This is a genomic window from Actinophytocola algeriensis, from assembly GCF_014203735.1.
In the GTDB taxonomy this organism is placed as follows: domain Bacteria; phylum Actinomycetota; class Actinomycetes; order Mycobacteriales; family Pseudonocardiaceae; genus Actinophytocola; species Actinophytocola algeriensis.
The window spans coordinates 805,059-822,828 of the sequence record NZ_JACHJQ010000004.1 but is presented as its reverse complement, the minus strand read 5'-3'; the positions used below and the strand labels follow the sequence as shown (position 1 = coordinate 822,828).

Below are 17,770 nucleotides of genomic sequence, written 5' to 3'. Positions count from 1 at the left end.
GCGTGAACCCGGCCGGAGGTCAGCAGCCGAGCAGCTGGCTCCCGAGGTAGCCCTGGAGCTTGTCGAGCGACACCCGCTCCTGGGCCATCGAGTCGCGCTCCCGGACGGTCACGGCCTGGTCCTGCAGCGAGTCGAAGTCGACGGTCACGCAGAACGGGGTGCCGATCTCGTCCTGGCGGCGGTACCGGCGCCCGATCGCGCCCGCGTCGTCGAAGTCGACGTTCCAGTACTGGCGCAGGGACGCGGCCAGGTCGTGGGCCTTCGGGGTGAGGTCGGGGTTGCGCGACAGCGGCAGCACCGCGACCTTCACCGGCGCGAGCCTGCGGTCGAGGCTGAGCACGGACCGCTTGTCGACGCCGCCCTTGGCGTTGGGTGCCTCGTCCTCGCGGTACGCGTCGAGCAGGAACGCCATCATCGGGCGGCCGACACCGGCCGCGGGCTCGATGACGAACGGGCGGTAGCGCGAGTTCGTGGCCTGGTCGAAGTACGACAGGTCCACGCCCGAGTGGTTGCTGTGGGTGTTGAGGTCGAAGTCGGTGCGGTTGGCGATGCCCTCCAGCTCGCCCCACTCCTGGCCGCCGAACTGGAAGCGGTACTCGATGTCGACGGTGCGCTTGGAGTAGTGCGACAGCTTTTCGGCCGGGTGTTCGTAGAGCCGCAGGTTGTCGGGCTTGATGCCGAGGTCGGTGTACCAGCGCAGGCGCTCGTCGATCCAGTACTGGTGCCATTCCTCGTCGCTGCCCGGTTCGACGAAGAACTCCATCTCCATCTGCTCGAACTCGCGGGTCCGGAAGATGAAGTTGCCCGGCGTGATCTCGTTGCGGAACGACTTGCCGATCTGCCCGATGCCGAACGGCGGCCTGCGCCGCGAGGTGGTGAGCACGTTCAGGAAGTTCACGAAGATGCCCTGCGCGGTCTCCGGCCGCAGGTAGTGCAGCCCTTCGTCGGTCTCGACCGGCCCGAGGTGGGTCTTCAGCATCATGTTGAACTCGCGCGGCGCGGTGTACGCACCGCGGACCCCGCAGTACGGGCACGGCACCTCGGACAGGTCCGCCTCGGTGGTGTGCGTGCCGCTGCGTGCCGAGTAGTCCTCGGCGAGCTGGTCGGCGCGGAACCGCTTGTGGCACTCGGTGCACTCGACCAGCGGGTCGTGGAACGCGGAGACGTGCCCGGACGCCTCCCACACCTGCCTGGGCACGATCACGGACGAGTCGATGCCGACGACGTCCTCGCGCCGCTGCACCATCGTGCGCCACCACTCGCGCTTGATGTTGTCCTTGAGCTCGACACCGAGCGGCCCGTAGTCCCACGCGGAGCGGGTACCGCCGTAGATCTCCCCGCACGGGTAGACGAAGCCTCTGCGCTTGCACAGGCTCACGACGGTGTCGATGCGATCTGCGGGCATGGGCACTCCAACTGTCGCGCGCTCGCGGCCATGGCGTTCAATGGGCGGTTGACGGGGCGCGGCCGATAAAGACTACTCGGCGGAGGACCGCCACGAACGAGTGATTTCCACTCGCCGAACCCCCCGGTGCCACGGTTGCCGGCCGTAGCCGGATACCGCCAGAAGGAGGACAGCGTGCCCGCGAGGCGCTCGATGAAGGCGAAGCTGGTCGACGGCGAAGGCCCCCTCTCCCGGGTTCCTCCGGTAGCGGTGTTCCTGCTGGTCGCCGCGGTCTTCGTGGTCGGCATCCTGATCGGCGGCGCGGTCGGCGCGCTGCTGCTGGGCGCGCTGGCGGCGGGCATCGCGGTGTTGCTCGCCGTGACGTGGCGGGTGCTGTCACCGAGCGAGCGGGCCGGCCGCGTGTTCATCCTGGTCGTACTGGCTGCTGTCGCTGTGTCGGTGCTGCTGACGAAATAGCTCGGCCGCCTAGGATGTTGAACACGGTAACCACTATCCGTTTCAGCACCCGACCGAGAGGACGATGTCCCGTGACTTCGGACGCCACCTCGTCCCCGGAGATCGCCGTCCCGCACTCGTCGGACCGCCCCGCGGCCACCCGCGCCGAGCACCGCCCGGTGCACACGCTGTCGGCCGCCGGTGATCTTCTCCGCGCGCTGGCGGCGCCGGTCCGGATCGCCATCGTCCTGGAGCTGCGTGTGCACGACCGCTGCGTCCACGAGCTGGTGGAGACCCTCGGCGTGGCGCAACCGCTGATCAGCCAGCACCTGCGCGTACTGAAGTCGGCCGGCGTCGTGAACGGTGAACGCCACGGCCGCGAAGTGGTCTACCGTCTGGTCGACGAACACCTGTCACACATCGTCGTGGACGCGGTGGCACACGTCGAGGAAGGGGCCGGCAAGTGACGAACGGCGAGAGCCACACCCCCACAGTCCCGGGAAGGCGCTCGACGAAGCAGCGCGCGGCGGTGGCCAGCCTGCTCGAACAGCTCGACGAGTTCCGCTCCGCCCAGGACCTGCACGAGGAACTCCGCACCAGAGGCGAGGGAATCGGCCTGACCACGGTCTACCGAACCCTGCAGTCCCTGGCGGACGCCGGCGAGATCGACGTACTACGCATAGACAGCGGCGAGGCCGTGTACCGGCGCTGCTCCCGCCACCACCATCACCACCTGGTCTGCCGAGCCTGCGGCCGAACGGTCGAGGTGGAGGGCCCGGCAGTGGAGAAGTGGGCGGAAAAGGTGGCGGCGGAGAACGGTTTCTCGGAGATCAGCCACACCGTGGAGGTCTTCGGCACGTGCGCGGCCTGCACGACCTGAGGCCGGCCTCCGGCCCCCGTTTTCCAGCGTAGAGCCGACCACCGACAAAATCGCGCGGCGCGGAAGCCCCTGTGGACAACCTCGGCCCACCAACCGGCCGACGATGAGCGGTTGCCCGCGAACATCAGAACGACACGACGTCCGGGCGGGCCGTCGAACCGCGCCCCGAACGCCGCTTGGGACCAGGCTTGGCCTCCGGCCCCCGTTTTCCAGCCTACGACCATCCACCGACAGAAACCGGTGCGTCCGGCCCGGCCTGTGGACAAACGACGGAGCGGCGGTTGGCCTGTGTACAACCGCCGCTCCGTGGGCCCTCGCTGTCGGTGGTTCGTGGGAGGCTGGCTACCGGGGGCCGGAGGCCACGCCCCCGCGACGGCTCAGCCGTCCGCTGGCAGGCCGTTCCGCTCGATCACCGCCGCGTACCAGCGGGCGCTCTCCTTCAGCGTGCGCTGCTGGGTCGCGAAGTCGATGTGCACCAGGCCGAACCGCTTCGCGTAGCCCGCCGCCCATTCGAGGTTGTCCATCAGCGTCCAGCAGAAGTAACCCCGCAGGTCGACGCCCTGCTCGATCGCCGCGTGGGAGGCGCGGAGGTGACCGTCGAGGAACGTGATCCGGTCCGTGTCGCGGATCTGGCCGTCATCCGTCAGGGTGTCCGGGTACGCCGCGCCGTTTTCCGTGATGTACATCGGCAAGCCAGGGCTCTGCTCGTTCAGTGACACCAGCAGCTCGGTCAGGCCCTCCGGCTGGACCTCCCAGTCCATCTCCGTCCTGGGGTGGCCGGACGTCAGGAACCGCACGTCCTCGGCGCCCACCCACTCCGACCGGCTCTCCGGCTCACCACCGGCCTCGACCAGGTACGCCCGGTAGTAGTTGACGCCGAGCAGGTCGATCGGGGCGCTGATCGTCTCCAGGTCACCGTCGTGGATCAGCTCCGGCAGGCCGTACGGGGCCAGGTCGGCCAGCAGGTCCGCCGGATACTCACCCTGCAGCACGGGAGCGGTGAAGATCCTGTTCTGCAGCCCGTCGATGCGGCGGGCCGCGTCGAGGTCCGCCGGCTTGCCGGTCGCGGGGTGGACCGGGAACAGGTTCAGCGTGATACCGGCCGGGGTGTTCGGCGCGTGGGCCCGGATCTCCTGCATCGCCAGGCCGTGGCCGAGCAGCAGGTGGTGCACCGCCGCGATCGCCGCGCTGCCCGACTGGACACCCGGCGCGTGCCTGCCGCTCGCGTATCCCGCGAACGCCGAGCACCACGGCTCGTTCAGCGTCAGCCACCCGGCGACGCGGTCACCGAGCCTGCTGACCACTGTGGACGCGTACTCCGCGAACCGGTACGCCGTGTCGCGGTTGGCCCACCCGCCCTTCTCCTCCAGCGACTGGGGCAGGTCCCAGTGGTAGAGCGTCGCCCACGGGGCGATCCCGTTCTCCAGCAACTCGTCGACGAGCCGGTCGTAGAAACCGAGGTCGGCCATCCTGGGCCACGCCACCGAGAACCGGTACGCGCCGAGGCCGAGTGACCTCATCAGCGCGACGTCGTCGACGTAGCGGCGGTAGTGGTCGGCGGCCGGCTCGCCCGTGTCACCGTTGTGGACCGCACCGGGACGGCGGCAGAACTCGTCCCAGATGGACTCCACGCGACCGTCCGCCGTGGTCGATCCCTCGACCTGGAACGACGCGGTGGCCGCACCCCACACGAAACCCGTCGGGAAGCGGAGTGCGACGGACTCCGACTGTTCCGGCAGAACTGACATGGTCACCCCTTCACAGCGCCCTGCATGATCCCGGCCACGATCTGGCGGCCGAGCACGACGAACACGATCAAGATCGGAATGGTGGCCAGCGTCGTGCCGGCCAGCACCAGTGAGTAGTCGATGTAGTAACCGCTCTGCAGCCGCTCCAGGGCGATCTGCACGGTGGGGTTCTCGGCGTTGAGCACCACCAGCGGCCAGAGGAAGTCGTTCCACGACGTCATGAACGTGAACATGCCGAGGAACGCCGCGGCGGGTCGCACCGCGGGAAGCACCACGTGCCAGTACACGCGGATCATCGAGCAGCCGTCGACGCGCGCGGCCTCGATGAGCTCGTACGGCACCACCTGCGCGGTGTACTGCCGCATCCAGAACACGCCGATCGCGGTCACCAGGTTGGGCACGATCACGGCCTGCAGCTCGCCGGCCCAGCCGAACTCCGCCATCGCCATGTACAGCGGGATGATGCCGAGCTGTGTCGGCACCGCCAGCGTGGCGACCACGAAGAGGAACAACCCGTTGCGGCCGCGGAACCGCAGTTTGGCGAACGCGAACCCGGCCAGCGTCGAGAACAGCACCGTGGTCAACGTGACCGCGCCCGACACGACGATGCTGTTGCCCAGCGCCCGCCAGAACGGCACCGAGTCGAACACGCGCACCGCGTTCGAGAGGAAGTTGCCGCCGGGCAGCAGTGGCGGCACCCGCTCGGTCAGCATCGAGCTGTCCCGCGACGCCACCAGGAACGACCAGAAGAACGGGAACACGGAACCGATCAGGAACGCGATCAGCAGCCCGTACACCCAGAACGACGCCCGTTTGTCGCCGGTGGCCCTGCGACGGATCGTGCGCATGGAGATCGCGGTCATCGGTCGTCCTCCACTCCGGTCGAGGCCAGCCGCCGCGTCAGCAGGAAGTTGATGACGGCGATGACGATGATCAGGAGGAACAGCACCCAGGCGACCGCCGACGCGTAACCGAGCCGTTGCGTCTCGAAGCCGGTTTGGTACATGTACAAGGTGATCGTCTGGAACTGGTTGGACGAGCCACCGTTGTTGGAGCCCGGCATCGCGTCGAACAGCTTGGGCTCGGTGAAGATCTGCAGCCCGCCGATGGTCGACGTGATCACCACGAAGATCAGTGTTGGCCGCAGCAACGGCAGCGTGACGCTGAAGAAGCGCCGCACCGCCGACGCGCCGTCGATCAGCGCCGCCTCGTGGATCTCCTTCGGGATCGCCTTCATCGCGGCCAGCACGATGAGCGCGTTGTAGCCGGTCCAGCGCCAGTTCACCATCGTGGCGATGGCGAGGTGGGAGAAGAACCGGTTGCTCTGCCAGTCGACCCGGTCGAAACCGAGGAGCTCCAGGATGCCGTTGACCAGGCCGTAGTTGGGCCCGAACAGGTTCGCGAAGATGATCCCGACGGCGACGAGGCTCACCACGTACGGCAGCAGGACGCCGACCCGCCAGCCCGTCGGTGCGCGGAGCCGCGTGTTCAGCAGCGCCGCGAGCCCGACCGCGACCACGATCTGCGGCCCGGTGGAGAGCACGAAGATGCTGAGTGTGTTGACCAGCGCGTTCCAGAACTGGCTGTCCCGCAACAGTTCCGTGTAGTTGCCGAGGCCGATGTACGTGCCGTCGAGGTCGAGCAGGTCGCGGTCGAACAGCGACAGGTAGGACGTGTACAGCAGCGGGAACAGCCCCACCACGCCGAAGACCACGAAGAACGGCGCGATGTAGACGTAGGGCGACCACTTGACGTCCATGTTGGACAGTCGCTGCCGCCACGTGAGTTTCGGTGGCCGCGGTGGGGCGGGCGCCACCCCCTGGTGTGGCGCCCGCCTTGTTACCGTGGTCATCACTTGACGATCTTCTTGGCGGCATCGACCGCCTGCTGCCAGCCCTCCTCCGGCGACTTGCCAGCTTCGACCGCCTGCAGCGCGGGGCTCGTGGCGTTCTCCTGGATCTTGCCGTCACCGGGACCCTTGTACTGGGCCTTGCCGACCTTCTTCGCCATGGTGGCGAACAGCTGACCGACCTTGACGTCACCGAAGTAGTCGTTGGTGCTGCCGAGCAGCTCCGGCGAGTCCAGCGCCTCGACCTGGCTGGGGAAGTTGCCGGTCTTCTCGAACGCCTTGACCTGCTGCTCCGGTGCGGTCAGCCACGCGGCGAGCTCAGCGGCCTCCTTCGGGTGCTGCGACTGCTTGGGCACCGCGAGGAACGAGCCGCCCCAGTTGCCGCCGCCGTTGGGGAAGGCATCGGTGACCGCCCACTTGCCTGCGTTCTCCGGGCCCGCCTGCTCCTTGACCACGCCGAGCATCCACGACGGGCAGGTCTTCGTGGCGAAGGCGCCCTGCTTGAAGCCCGCGTTCCATTCCGGGCTGAACGCGACGAGCTTGGCGGTCTGCCCGCCCTTCGCGGCCGCGGTCACCTGGTCCCAGTTGTCCTTGATGTCCTGGTTGGACTCGATGGCCAGCTTGTTGTCCTTGGTGACGTAACCCTCGTCGAGCTGGTTCTGCATCGCGTTGAAGATCTGCGACGCGGAGTCGAACCACGCCTTGCCGGTGGCCTTGGCGTACTGGTCACCCGCGGCGAAGTACGAGTCCCACGACTCGAACATGGCCTTCACCGACGCCTCGTCCGACGGCATCTTCGCCGCGTCGAGGAGGTCCTTGCGGTAACACATGGCGAGCGGGCCGATGTCGGTGCCGTAACCGACCCAGGTGCCGTCCTTGGCGGTGCCCGCCTGGTACTTCCAGTCGAGCCAGCGTTCCGGTTTCACGTCCTTCGGGCCGATCTCGGCCAGGTTGTTGAACAGGTGTGGCTTGTCGAGCACGTCGGGGAGGTGGCCCTCCTCGATCGCGACCACGTCCTCCAGGCCGGAGTTCGCGGCGAGCTTCGTCAGCAGTTGCTGGTGGTACGGACCGCCCTGGCCCGTCTTGTGGTGGACGATCTTGATGTTCGGGTGGAGGTCCTCGTACTCCTTGAGGAGGTCCTCGTACCCGAACTCGGTGAAGGTGCCGATACTCAGCTCGATCTGCCCCGAACCAGATCCGGAGTCGGCGCCGGAGTCGCCACACGCGGTCAGGCCCACCGCTGCGGCAAGGGCGATCGCGCCGGCGAACACCCGTCGTTGGTTGCTTCGCACGTCTGTTGTCCCTTTGCGTCCAGAATTCTGGGAGCGCTCCCAGTTGGGGAGTACCGAGTGTGGTCCTGGTTACGGCGAAGTGTCAAGGACCTTCCGGGAGCGCTCCCAGAATCCGTTACACTTCCGTCATGCCGATGGACGAGCGCCCGACGCTGGAGGACGTTGCCGCGTACGCGGGCGTCTCCCGTTCGACCGCGTCACGCGCCCTGAACGACGACGAGTATGTGAGCACCCGCGCGAAGGAGAAAGTACTGGGTGCGGCACGCGAACTCGGCTACTCCCCCAACCAGGCGGCGAGATCGCTCGTGACCAGGAGGACCGGCGCGGTGGCCGTGGTCCTGTCCGAGCCAGAAGCGAACGTCCTGGACGACCCGTACTTCGCGTCGGTGATGCACGGGGCGTTCCGGGAACTGTCGGACGCGGGCGTGCAGATGCTGCTGATGTTCGTCGACACCCGCGACGACGTGCCGAGGACGATCAAGTTCCTCGAGGGCGGCCACGCGGACGGCGCCCTGGTGTTCGCGCCGCACAAGGGCGACCCGCTCCCGACCGCACTGCGCCTGGCGCGCATCCCGGTGGTCTACGGCGGCCGTCCCGGCACCGGCCGCCGAGGCGCACACGCGGTCGACTTCGACAACGAGGGCGGCGCCCGCCTGGCCGTGGAACACCTGCACGACTCCGGCAGGCGCCGCATCGGCACGGTGACCGGCATGCTGGACCACCCAGCGGCGGCCGACCGCCTGGCCGGCTGGCAGAAGGCGCTGGAGGCAGCGGGCCTGGACCCGACGGACCTGTCGGAACAAGGCGACTTCACGATGGCGAGCGGCGAGGTGGCGACCGCGAAACTGCTCGCCCGCTGCCCGGACCTGGACGCCGTCTTCGCGGCGAGCGACCTGATGGCCGCGGGCGCGATGAAGGCGCTGCGCGCGGCGGGCAGGATCGTGCCGAAGGACGTGGCGGTCATCGGATTCGACGATCACCCGACCCTCGCGCCGGCGATGGAACCGCCGCTGACGTCCATTCACCAGGACCCGCGCCAGCAGATCCGCGAGATGGTGAAGAAGCTGCTGTCGTTGCTGACCGGCGAGAACATCCGCCCGGAGACGACCGTGCTGCCTGTCAAACTGGCGGTCCGCGATTCGGCGTAGTTGTCCACAACCGACTGAGTTGTCCACAGTTCGGCTGACGCGCTCGCTTTCACCCACCCCGACTGGTAGACTGGCAAGGCGGGACGCCCCCGGGACAGGGTGGGGGTTGCGTTCCGGCCGGTTTCGCTGTGCACAGGGTTTTGCCGTCGGGTGGGGTTTGTCGCTCTCCCGGTCGGCACCGCGGCCCTGGGTCCCTCAGTTCGCCAGTTCGCCCGATGTCCGCAGGTGGTCGAAGATCAGCTGGTCCACCGGCGACACGCGGTCCCGGTCGGCGTAGGTGAGCCACGCCAGTTCTTCCACCTCGTTGCTCGGCGTCAGCGTGCCCTCGTACTCAGCGGCGTAACACGTCATCCGCACCAGTACGCCTGCCGCGTGACCATGCGCCTGCGCCTCGAAAGTCCCCACGTGCACGGCGCTCTCGGGCGCGACCGCGACCGCGAGTTCCTCCGCGATCTCGCGCACCAGCGTCTGGACGTCCGTCTCACCCGGCTCACGTTTGCCGCCCGGTAGGTACCAGACGTCCTTGCCGCGCGACCGCGTGCTGAGGATCCTGCCGCCCTCCAGCCGGAGCCACGCGACCTTGTCGATGGTCGTCATCGCAGGGCCGCTCGGCTCTTGCGGGTGTCCGGGTGGTCCTCGCCCAGCACGCGGGTGCGTGCGGCCAGGATCTCGCGGTGTTGTGCCGCCGCCTCGGCCGGATAGGCGCGGTGGCGCAGCAGGTTCGCCGCGTCGAAGCGGGCCTCGAGGGTGTTCGGGTGGTCGGAGCCGTACAGCGCGGTCAGGCCCGCCACCACCTCCGCCTGCGCGGTGGCGGCGGCCGCGAACTCGCCGCGGGCCGCCGCTATGCGGGCCAGACCCTGCCGCACGGCCAGTGCGCAGCTGTGTGACGGCGGGCGGTCGTCGCGGTCGGCGGCGGCCAGGAACTCCTGTTCCGCCTCGTCCAGCTGGCCCACCCGGATCAGCGCGACACCGACCATGTGCCTGGCGCACAACGTCATCGAGTCCTGCGGGCCGCACGTGCGGCGCAGCGCGTCGATCGCGTCGTCGAAGATCTCCACCGCCGCCGCGGGCTGGTCGGCCATCAGCAGCACGTCGCCCATCACCAGCAGCATGGCGTGCGCGAGCGGGGATTGCGGGCCCCACTTCTCCCGCGCGTTCGCCAGCAGGTGCCGCAGCTCGACCACGGCGCCGTCCGCGTCGCCCATGGCGGCGCGCAGGTGCTCGATCGAGGCACGCACGAGGTCGTTGTTCTGGTCGCCGGACGCGAACTCCAGCGACCGGTACGCGGTCAGCGCCTCGGTGAACCCGCCCTGCGCGAACAGCACACCGGCCCGCCCCTGTCGTGCCACCAACGCGATCGGGCCGTGCTGTGCGGCGTCCGCCACCGCGGTGAACTCGGTCAGTGCCTCCGGCAGCCGGTCCAACTGGAACAGCAGGTCGGCGAGCACGGTACGGGCCTCGAGCTGCCGGTGCGTGTCCTGCGCGAGCGTGATGTTGATCCGCAGCAGGTCCTCCGCCTCCTCGGCGCGGCCCATGCGTGCGAGCGTGCCGGCCAGGTAGCGGCGGCTGTCGACCGTGGCCTGTGCTTCCTTGCCCAGCGACCGTTCCCGTTCCAGCAGCACCGACGTGTGCAGCACGGCGGCGTCCGCGAACCGGCCCTGCACGAACCGCACCAGCGCGAGGCTCACCCGGCTCTGCAACGTCTCCGGGTGGTTGAGCCCGTACTCGCGGGCGTACGCCTCGGTGGTCCGCGCGGCGATGTCCGCCGCCTCGTCGGCCCGGCCGTCCACCGAGATCAGCAACGCCAGCTGCTGCCAGGCGGCGAGGGTCTCGGGGTGGGACGGCTCGTCGCGCTTCACGCGGGCCGACAACACGGCCCGGTACTCGGCTTCGGCCTCCCGCAGCCGTCCCGCCTCGTGCAGCGAACGCGCGTGCTCGAACCGGTCGACGAGCCTGCGCTCCCGCCTAGTGCTCATAGGGGTCCTCGGGCTCCGGGATGCCGCGCACCGTGTGGACGGTGACGGAAGGGACGTAGGAGTTGTCGCGGGTCGCCGACCCGGGACGCAGCGTGGCGTCGACCTCGATCCAGCTGTCGTCCGCCAGGTGTGACAGCTCCCGCCCGAGCAGTTTCACCTTGACCGGGAAGGCATCCGCCGCGCAACAGCCTATCGCGAGCCGCGCCACGTACGTGTCGTCGCCTTCCTGCACGACGAACCCCATGAGCCGGGCCGTGCGGTCGTCCAGCGAGTGCCCCCGGTCCCACGCCGCCCGCGACGAGAACTCGCTGAGCGTCACCGCGACCGGGTCCCCCGCCGGCAGCGCGGGGAACACCGTGGAGCCCTCCCCCTCCGTCGACGGGACCTCGGGCCGGTTGCCCGCCGCGCGTTCCACCGAGTCCGACCCGAGCGGCGGCGGTCCGATCAGGAACACCGCGAGCACCGGCAGCACCAGCAGCCAGGCGCTGCGGGCCGAGTGGGAGTGGCCGTGGTCGTCGTCGGGTCCGTGGTCACTGTCGAGGTCGCGGTTGCCGCGCAGCTCGCGCACGATCGACACCGCCGCGAGCAGGATCATGATCACGCCGCCGGTGATCAGCAGCCACTGGTGGCTCGGCTTCACGTACCGCAGGTAGGTGCCACTGAACGAGATCTTCAGCAGGGCGCCGCCGAGCAACACCAGCAGGATGTTCTGCGTTTCCCGCCTCACTGGCCGCTCCTCGCAGGCTCCGAGCGGCCACGCTGTCGTTCGTTCGCTCCGCTCACAACGGCAACACCACTATCCCCACGACGACCGCGCACAACGTCGCGACCGCGAACGTCATCGGCGCGAACCGCACCGCGAACCGGCGGCCGAGCGTGCCTACCTGCAACGCGAACAGCTTGATGTCGATGGCGGGCCCCACGACCAGGAACACCAGCTTCGGCAGCAACGGCATGGTCGACAGCGACGCCACCACGAACGCGTCCGCCTCGCTGCACAGCGCCAGCACGACCGCGAGCACCGCCATCACGAACACGCCGAGCAGCACCTGCTCGCCGAGCGCGTCCGTCCACGACCGCGGCACGATCACGTTCAGCACCGCCGCGGTCAGCCCACCGATCACGAGGAACCCGCCCGCGTCGACCAGGTCCTGTCGCGCGGTCTCGAAGAACACGCCCCACCGGCTGCGACCGTCGTGGTGCTCGGGCAGCCGCCGCAGCGCCCGGTCGGCGAACCACTCCATCCGCCCGAACCGCGCCCAGATCCAGCCCATGACGAGTGCGGTGGCGAGGGAGCCGAGGAACCGCGCCAGGACCATCCTCGGCTCGCCGGGGAACGCGACCGCGGTGGCGACGAGCACGATCGGGTTCACCGCGGGCGCCGCGAGCAGGAACGTGACGGCGACCGCCGGCGGCACTTCCTGCTGGATCAGCCGACGCGCGACCGGCACGGCCGCGCACTCGCAGTTCGGCAGCGCGATCCCGGCCACGCCAGCGACCGGCACCGCCAGGGCGGCCCGCTTCGGCAACAGCTTCCGGAGCCGGTCGGCGGACACGAACGCGGCGATCGCGCCACTGATCAGCACCCCGACCACGAGGAACGGCAACGCCTGCACGCACACGGCGACGAAGATGGTGGCGCCGGTCTGGATGGCCTTGACGACGTCGGCGCCGTCCTCGCCCGCCTTGACGTCGAGGAGGTCCGCGAGCCAGCCCTGTCCGACGATCGCGAGCACCAGCACCACGCACAGGATCTCGAGCGAGGTGATCCTGCGCCGCCGCGGTTTCTCCTCGACGGCTTCCTCGACGGTCTCGGTCACGTGCCCTTGGCCTCGCCTATCAGCTCGGTCCGCAGCTGCGACGCGGTGGACACGACCAGCATCAGCAGCGTGCCGAGGGCGGTCGCGCTGATGCCGTCGGCGGGGAACGCGTACCGCAGCGTGACGTCCATGCCGCGTTCGGTGTGGACGACGCCGAGCGTGCCGAACAACCCCTCACCAGCGCGTTCGGCAGCCGACCGGGCGAGGTTGGGATCATCGGGCAGGTCCCACGCGACGACGCAGGTGAGGCTGAGGACCGTGAGCCCGTCGGCGAGCTGCATGGCCTGGACCGCGCACGGGACGTCCACGTGGCGGAAGGTGAGCGCGCCGTCGTCGTCGACGTGCACGTCGTGGAAGGCCTCGAGCGCCGTGCGGGCCTTGGTGAGCAGGTCCGCCGTGCTCAATGCTTCCTGTTCAGTCATGCCTCTCCCTTGAGTGCGGCGGCGACGTCGTCGCTGTCCTTGGCGCCGCCGAAACGGCGGTCCCGTCGCGCGTACTGCTCGACCGCACGCCAGAGGTCACGCCGGTCGAAGTCGGGCCACAGGATGTCCTGGAACACCAGCTCAGCGTATGCGGACTGCCACAGCATGAAGTTCGAGGTCCGTTGTTCACCGGACGGGCGGATGAACAGGTCCACGTCCGGCATGTCCGGTTGGTACAGGTACTTCGCGATGGTCCGCTCGGTGACCTTCTCCGGGTTGATCCTGCCATCGGCGGCCAGGCGCGCGATCTCGCGGACCGCGTCACCGATCTCCGCGCGGCCACCGTAGTTGATGCACATGGCCAGGTTGAGCACGTCGTTGTGCCTGGTCCGCTCGGCGGCGGTCTCCAGCTCGGTGATGACCGACCGCCACAGCTTCGGCCGCCGTCCCGCCCACCGCACGCGCACGCCCATGGCGTCCAGCTCGTCGGTGCGGTTGCGGATGACGTCGCGGGAGAAGCCCATCAGGAAGCGGACCTCCTCGGGGCTGCGGCGCCAGTTCTCGGTGGAGAACGCGTAGAGGGACAGCCACTTGACGCCCATCTCGATGCAGCCCTTGGCGACCTCGACGACCTGTGCCTCGCCGCGTTTGTGCCCCTCGATGCGGGTGAGCCCGCGCTGGTTGGCCCAGCGCCCGTTGCCGTCCATCACGATGGCGACGTGCTGGGGCACGAACTGGGCCGGGATCGCGGGCGGCTTCGCACCGGACGGGTGCGGCTCGGGAGGTTGTGGTCGGGTACGGCGACGGAGCATGGGCCGACACTACTGAGCGGAGCTTGCGGAGCGAACATCACTACTGGCGGAGCCTTCGGAGCTTGCGGAGCGAACATCGCTACTGGCCGAGCTATGAGTCGTTGGAACGCTCTTGCGCTCCACCAGTGGCAGGGAACGGAGCTGCCGTTCGAGGTGCCACTGGAGCAGCGCGGCGATCAGCCCGGAGCCCTCGCGGCGGGCGTTGTTCGTCGAGCCTTCCGCCACGTCCCACCGGCCGAGCTGCAGCGCGTTCATCAGGTCGAGCGTCTCCGGCGCGGGTGCGGCGGAACCGGGCGGGCGGCAGCGCGGGCACACGGAACCGCCGGCCTGCACGGAGAAGCTGCGGTGCGGGCCCGGTTCGTTGCAGCGGGCGCACTCGTTGACCGCGGGTGCCCACCCGGCGAACCCCATCGCCCGGATGAGGAACGCGTCGAGCACGAGCGAGGGATCACGTTCACCGTCCGCGAGAGCGCGAAGGGCGCCGGCGACCAGCAGGTAGAGCCGCAGGACCGGCTCCCCCTCTTCGGCGGACATCCGGTCGGCGGTCTCGAGCACCGCGCACGCCGCGGTGTAGCGCTGGTAGTCGGTCACGATGCCGGCGCCGAACGCGTCGATGGTCTGCACCTGCGTGATCACGTCGAGCGTGCGCCCGGTGTAGAACTGCACGTCGACGTGCGCGAACGGCTCGACCCGCGCGCCCAGCCGGGAGGTCGTGCGCCGCACCCCCTTGGCGACGGCACGCACCTTGCCGTGGCGCTGCGTGACGAACGTGATGATCCGGTCGGCCTCACCGAGCTTCTGCACCCGGAGGACCACCCCGGTGTCGCGGTAGAGGCTCACGGTTCGTGAGCTTACCCGCGGGCACCGACATTTTCGTGCCACTCGGGACCCGTCCCGCGCCATCGCTGCCACAGTTCGGCCATGCGCCTGCTCACGACCGCCGCTGCCCTCCTCGCCGTCCTGCTCGCCGCCACCACCGCGGGTTGTGGTGTCGACCGGGCGGCGGCACCAGAACCGGAACCGACCAGCACGACCGCCACCACAACCAGCACGACCACCACCACGACGACCACGACCGTCCCGGTGCCGGAGGTGGCCGCCGACGGCACGAACCTCCAGGCGTGCACGGACGGCACGTGCGAGGTCGACGTCAAGTCCGGTGACGTGCTCACCATCAGGGGCGAGCAGTTGACGGTGGCGAGCGTCAGCCCGGAGGGCGCGACGTTCGTCCTGCCGTCCGGCACGGTGGCGTCGGTGGGCGGTACCGGCACGATCGGCACGGCGAGCGGGACGAACGTGGACATCCTCCGCAACAACGGCACTACGGTGCTGATCAGGGTGTCCTGATCGCTAGTGTCCAGGTTCGTTGGCCGGGTTGGGTTGGTCTTGGTGGGGTGTTGGTCCTCGCCGGAGTTCTTCGGCAAGGGTCGGTCTGGGACACAGCACTAGAACCCCAGTCGGCGCAACTGTTTCGGGTCGCGCTGCCAGTCCTTGGCGACCTTCACGTGCAGGTGCAGGTAGACCTTGCTGCCCAGCAGCGCCTCGATCTGGCGGCGGGCGGTCGCGCCGACGGACTTGAGGCGTTCTCCCTTGTGCCCCAGCACGATGCCCTTCTGGCTGTCGCGCTCGACGTACAGGTTCGCCCAGATGTCGAGCATGTCGTCGCGGTCCTCGCGCTCGGTGATCTCCTCGACGGTCACCGCGATCGAGTGCGGCAGCTCGTCCCGGACCCCTTCGAGCGCCGCCTCGCGCACCAGCTCCGCGATCAGCGTGGCCTCCGGCTCGTCGGTCAGCTCGCCGTCCGGGTACAGCCGCGGGCCCTCCGGCAGCCGCGACACCAGCACGTCGGACAGCTGCTCCACCTGGAAGCCGTCCACAGCGGACACCGGGATGAGGTCCGTGAACGACATGACCTCCTGCAGCGCCACCAGCTGGTCGGCGATCTGGTTCTTCGTCGCCGCGTCGGTTTTCGTGACGACGCCGACGATCGGTGTGTGCCGGGACAGCTTCGCCAGCTCGGCCGCGATGAACCGGTCGCCGGGACCGATCTTCTCGTTGGCCGGCACGCAGAACCCGACCACGTCCACTTCGGACCAGGTGGCGCGCACGACGTCGTTGAGCCGCTGCCCCAGCAGTGTGCGCGGGCGGTGCAGGCCGGGGGTGTCGACGATGATCAGCTGCGCGTCGGGCCGCTGGACGATGCCGCGGATCGCGTGGCGGGTGGTCTGCGGCTTGCTGGAGGTGATGGCCACCTTGCTGCCGACCAGCGCGTTCGTCAGCGTCGACTTGCCCGTGTTGGGCCTGCCGACGAAGCAGGCGAAGCCGGAGCGGTGCGGTGCGGTCATTCAGCCATTGTCGTCCGGGGTCAGCGCAGCTCGCCCTTCGGGTCCGCGACCAGCACCGGCGCGGACGGCGTGAGGTCGTCGACCACCGCGCGGTCGACGTCGAGCAGGTCGGTGACCACGGCGGCCGCCTCCAGGGTGGCCACCCCGCTGGACACCGCGGCCGCCACCGCGCTCTGCAGCGCCGTGAGCTGCAACGACGGCAGGTCGACGGTGGTGGCGACGTAGGTGCGGCCCGTGTCGTCGCGGACCGCCGCGCCTTCCTGCGCACCGCTGCGGGCGCGTGCCGACCTCGCCAGGGTGATCAGCTTCGCGTCCTCCGGGTCGAGGTCAGCCATTGTCGCTTCCTTCCTTCTCCGCCACCGGAACACTCCGCACGACGACGGAGGTGATCCGCATCCGGCCCCGGCCGTCCTTGCCGCCCTCGGCGACCATGCTCATGCCCTCGATCTCGGCCTCCGTGCCGGGCAGCGGCACGCGACCCAGCTGTTGCGCGAGGAGGCCGCCGACGGTCTCGACGTCGGTGTCGTCCAGCTCGATGCCGAACAGCTCGCCGAGGTCCTCGACCGGCAGCCGGGAGCTGACCCGCACGGCGCCGTCGTCGAGGTGCTCGACCGGCGGGCGGTCGTCGGTGTCGGACTCGTCGGTGATCTCGCCGACGATCTCCTCCAGGATGTCCTCGATGGTCAGCAGGCCCGCGGTGCCGCCGTACTCGTCGACGGCGATCGCCAGGTGGTTGCGGGACAACTGCATCTCGCGCAGCAGGTCGTCGAGACGTTTGGAGTCGGGCACGAACGTGGCCTCGCCCATCAGCTCGCTGACCACCCGGCTCTCACCCCGGCCGTTCCGCCGCGGGTCCACTGTGGCCTTGACGAGGTCCTTCAGGTTCACCACGCCAACGACCTCGTCGACGCTCTCACCGATCACCGGGAGTCGCGTGTAGCCGGTGCGCAGCGACAACGCGAGCGCCTGCCGCACGGTCTTGGTCTGCTCGATCCACACCATCTCGGTGCGCGGCACCATGACCTCGCGCGCGATCGTGCCGCGCAGCTCGAACACCGAGTGGATCATCTCGCGCTCACCGGCGTCGACGACGCCGCTCTCCTGCGCCATGTCGACCAGCTCGCGCAGCTCGACCTCGGAGGAGAACGGGCCCTCGCGGAAACCGCGGCCCGGGGTGATGGCGTTACCGACGACGATCAGCAACCGCGACAGCGGGCCGAGCACCGTGCCCAGTGCGCGCACCGGTCCGGCGGCGATGAGACCGACCGAGTAGGGGTGCTGCCTGCCCAGCGTGCGCGGGCCGACGCCGACCAGCACGTACGACACGACGATCATGGACAGCGCCGCGACGAGCCCGGCGATCCAGTTCGAGTCGATGATCCGCATGAACGCGACGGTGACCAGCACGGTCGCGGCCAGCTCGCAGCCCAGCCGCAGCAGGAGCAGCAGGTTGATGTGCCGTGGCCGCTCCGCGACGACGGCGTCCAGTTGTCGCGCGCCGGTGCGTCCCGCACGGACCAGGCCGTCGACCCGCGCGCGGGACACCGCCGAGATGGCGGCGTCGGCGCAGGCGAAGAACCCGGCCGCGACGACGAGGAGTACCGCGATAACCAGTAGTCCCGCGGAGCTGCCCACTTG

Annotated in this window: 20 protein-coding genes; 5 read left to right on the top strand and 15 right to left on the bottom strand. The window is 69.4% G+C overall.

Translation table 11 applies throughout. The annotated features are described in order from the left end of the window. Positions 1–19: 19 nt before the first annotated feature. Positions 20–1,405, bottom strand: a complete 1,386-nt coding sequence (locus FHR82_RS21855) for a glycine--tRNA ligase (protein WP_184812304.1) — start codon at positions 1,403–1,405, stop codon at positions 20–22. Between the two features lie 174 nt (positions 1,406–1,579). Between FHR82_RS21855 and FHR82_RS21850 the strand changes: the two genes are divergently transcribed. From FHR82_RS21850 to FHR82_RS21840, 3 genes are all read left to right on the top strand, one after another. Next, the gene (locus FHR82_RS21850; protein ID WP_311771208.1) at positions 1,580–1,861 is read left to right on the top strand and encodes a DUF6703 family protein; all 282 of its coding nucleotides are present in this window, start codon (positions 1,580–1,582) and stop codon (positions 1,859–1,861) included. A gap of 71 nt (positions 1,862–1,932) precedes the next feature. Next, entirely contained in the window at positions 1,933–2,307 is a 375-nt protein-coding gene (locus FHR82_RS46300; RefSeq protein ID WP_311771207.1) for an ArsR/SmtB family transcription factor, read from the top strand. Further along, positions 2,304–2,720, top strand: a complete 417-nt coding sequence (locus FHR82_RS21840; RefSeq protein WP_184812302.1) for a Fur family transcriptional regulator — start codon at positions 2,304–2,306, stop codon at positions 2,718–2,720. Before FHR82_RS46300 ends, FHR82_RS21840 begins: the two co-directional genes overlap by 4 nt. A 377-nt stretch (positions 2,721–3,097) precedes the next feature. Here FHR82_RS21840 and FHR82_RS21835 read toward each other — a convergent pair whose 3' ends face one another. Genes FHR82_RS21835 through FHR82_RS21820 form a run of 4 tightly spaced genes read right to left on the bottom strand, consistent with a single transcriptional unit; the run spans position 3,098 to position 7,609 of the window. Then, on the bottom strand, positions 3,098–4,468 hold the full coding sequence (locus FHR82_RS21835; protein ID WP_184812301.1) for a GH1 family beta-glucosidase: 1,371 nt from the start codon (positions 4,466–4,468) through the stop codon (positions 3,098–3,100). A gap of 2 nt (positions 4,469–4,470) precedes the next feature. Continuing rightward, on the bottom strand, positions 4,471–5,331 hold the full coding sequence (locus FHR82_RS21830; protein ID WP_225944100.1) for a carbohydrate ABC transporter permease: 861 nt from the start codon (positions 5,329–5,331) through the stop codon (positions 4,471–4,473). After that, positions 5,328–6,320 (bottom strand): carbohydrate ABC transporter permease, encoded by a 993-nt coding sequence (locus tag FHR82_RS21825; protein WP_184812300.1) that lies wholly within the window; start codon positions 6,318–6,320, stop codon positions 5,328–5,330. Before FHR82_RS21825 ends, FHR82_RS21830 begins: the two co-directional genes overlap by 4 nt. Then, a complete protein-coding gene (locus FHR82_RS21820) occupies positions 6,320–7,609 on the bottom strand; it encodes an ABC transporter substrate-binding protein (RefSeq protein WP_311771206.1) in 1,290 nt (429 codons plus the stop codon). The genes FHR82_RS21825 and FHR82_RS21820 overlap by 1 nt, the downstream gene beginning before the upstream one ends. A gap of 128 nt (positions 7,610–7,737) precedes the next feature. Between FHR82_RS21820 and FHR82_RS21815 the strand changes: the two genes are divergently transcribed. Then, positions 7,738–8,757 (top strand): LacI family DNA-binding transcriptional regulator, encoded by a 1,020-nt coding sequence (locus FHR82_RS21815; RefSeq protein ID WP_184812299.1) that lies wholly within the window; start codon positions 7,738–7,740, stop codon positions 8,755–8,757. A gap of 195 nt (positions 8,758–8,952) precedes the next feature. Here the strand turns inward: FHR82_RS21815 and FHR82_RS21810 are convergent, their stop codons facing one another. Genes FHR82_RS21810 through recO form a run of 7 tightly spaced genes read right to left on the bottom strand, consistent with a single transcriptional unit; the run spans position 8,953 to position 14,627 of the window. Beyond that, a complete protein-coding gene (locus FHR82_RS21810) occupies positions 8,953–9,354 on the bottom strand; it encodes an NUDIX hydrolase (protein ID WP_184812298.1) in 402 nt (133 codons plus the stop codon). Further along, on the bottom strand, positions 9,351–10,733 hold the full coding sequence (locus tag FHR82_RS21805) for a tetratricopeptide repeat protein (RefSeq protein WP_184812297.1): 1,383 nt from the start codon (positions 10,731–10,733) through the stop codon (positions 9,351–9,353). The genes FHR82_RS21810 and FHR82_RS21805 overlap by 4 nt, the downstream gene beginning before the upstream one ends. Continuing rightward, complete coding sequence (locus tag FHR82_RS21800; RefSeq protein ID WP_184812296.1) at positions 10,723–11,460, bottom strand: TIGR03943 family putative permease subunit; 738 nt, start codon at positions 11,458–11,460, stop codon at positions 10,723–10,725. Before FHR82_RS21800 ends, FHR82_RS21805 begins: the two co-directional genes overlap by 11 nt. A gap of 52 nt (positions 11,461–11,512) precedes the next feature. After that, complete coding sequence (locus FHR82_RS21795) at positions 11,513–12,553, bottom strand: permease (RefSeq protein WP_184812295.1); 1,041 nt, start codon at positions 12,551–12,553, stop codon at positions 11,513–11,515. Beyond that, positions 12,550–12,975 carry a YbjN domain-containing protein gene (locus FHR82_RS21790; RefSeq protein WP_184812294.1) on the bottom strand — a complete coding sequence of 142 codons (426 nt, stop codon included), beginning with the start codon at positions 12,973–12,975 and terminating at the stop codon, positions 12,550–12,552. The genes FHR82_RS21795 and FHR82_RS21790 overlap by 4 nt, the downstream gene beginning before the upstream one ends. After that, a complete protein-coding gene (locus tag FHR82_RS21785; protein ID WP_184812293.1) occupies positions 12,972–13,787 on the bottom strand; it encodes an isoprenyl transferase in 816 nt (271 codons plus the stop codon). The genes FHR82_RS21790 and FHR82_RS21785 overlap by 4 nt, the downstream gene beginning before the upstream one ends. 9 nt (positions 13,788–13,796) lie before the next feature. Further along, positions 13,797–14,627 (bottom strand): DNA repair protein RecO, encoded by an 831-nt coding sequence (gene recO / locus FHR82_RS21780; RefSeq protein WP_184812292.1) that lies wholly within the window; start codon positions 14,625–14,627, stop codon positions 13,797–13,799. Positions 14,628–14,708: 81 nt separating this feature from the next. Between recO and FHR82_RS21775 the strand changes: the two genes are divergently transcribed. Continuing rightward, positions 14,709–15,134, top strand: a complete 426-nt coding sequence (locus tag FHR82_RS21775; protein WP_184812291.1) for a hypothetical protein — start codon at positions 14,709–14,711, stop codon at positions 15,132–15,134. A gap of 98 nt (positions 15,135–15,232) precedes the next feature. Here FHR82_RS21775 and era read toward each other — a convergent pair whose 3' ends face one another. From era to FHR82_RS21760, 3 genes are read right to left on the bottom strand one after another with little or no spacing between them, the layout of a single operon-like run. Further along, on the bottom strand, positions 15,233–16,132 hold the full coding sequence (gene era, locus FHR82_RS21770) for a GTPase Era (protein ID WP_184812290.1): 900 nt from the start codon (positions 16,130–16,132) through the stop codon (positions 15,233–15,235). A 20-nt stretch (positions 16,133–16,152) separates the two neighbouring features. Further along, complete coding sequence (locus FHR82_RS21765) at positions 16,153–16,467, bottom strand: cytidine deaminase-like protein (protein ID WP_184812289.1); 315 nt, start codon at positions 16,465–16,467, stop codon at positions 16,153–16,155. Beyond that, a complete protein-coding gene (locus FHR82_RS21760) occupies positions 16,460–17,767 on the bottom strand; it encodes a hemolysin family protein (protein ID WP_184812288.1) in 1,308 nt (435 codons plus the stop codon). Before FHR82_RS21760 ends, FHR82_RS21765 begins: the two co-directional genes overlap by 8 nt. Positions 17,768–17,770 lie beyond the last annotated feature (3 nt).

Excerpts from the sequence above, each read along its gene's own strand:
- FHR82_RS21805 (WP_184812297.1), bottom strand. The coding sequence starts at position 10,733 with ATGAGCACTAGGCGGGAGCGCAGGCTCGTCGACCGGTTCGAGCACGCG.
- FHR82_RS21835 (WP_184812301.1), bottom strand. The coding sequence starts at position 4,468 with ATGTCAGTTCTGCCGGAACAGTCGGAGTCCGTCGCACTCCGCTTCCCG.
- FHR82_RS21785 (WP_184812293.1), bottom strand. The coding sequence starts at position 13,787 with ATGCTCCGTCGCCGTACCCGACCACAACCTCCCGAGCCGCACCCGTCC.
- FHR82_RS21815 (WP_184812299.1), top strand. The coding sequence starts at position 7,738 with ATGCCGATGGACGAGCGCCCGACGCTGGAGGACGTTGCCGCGTACGCG.
- FHR82_RS21790 (WP_184812294.1), bottom strand. The coding sequence starts at position 12,975 with ATGACTGAACAGGAAGCATTGAGCACGGCGGACCTGCTCACCAAGGCC.
- era (WP_184812290.1), bottom strand. The coding sequence starts at position 16,132 with ATGACCGCACCGCACCGCTCCGGCTTCGCCTGCTTCGTCGGCAGGCCC.
- FHR82_RS21825 (WP_184812300.1), bottom strand. The coding sequence starts at position 6,320 with ATGACCACGGTAACAAGGCGGGCGCCACACCAGGGGGTGGCGCCCGCC.
- FHR82_RS21810 (WP_184812298.1), bottom strand. The coding sequence starts at position 9,354 with ATGACGACCATCGACAAGGTCGCGTGGCTCCGGCTGGAGGGCGGCAGG.
- FHR82_RS21855 (WP_184812304.1), bottom strand. The coding sequence starts at position 1,405 with ATGCCCGCAGATCGCATCGACACCGTCGTGAGCCTGTGCAAGCGCAGA.
- FHR82_RS21765 (WP_184812289.1), bottom strand. The coding sequence starts at position 16,467 with ATGGCTGACCTCGACCCGGAGGACGCGAAGCTGATCACCCTGGCGAGG.
- FHR82_RS21830 (WP_225944100.1), bottom strand. The coding sequence starts at position 5,331 with ATGACCGCGATCTCCATGCGCACGATCCGTCGCAGGGCCACCGGCGAC.
- FHR82_RS21775 (WP_184812291.1), top strand. The coding sequence starts at position 14,709 with ATGCGCCTGCTCACGACCGCCGCTGCCCTCCTCGCCGTCCTGCTCGCC.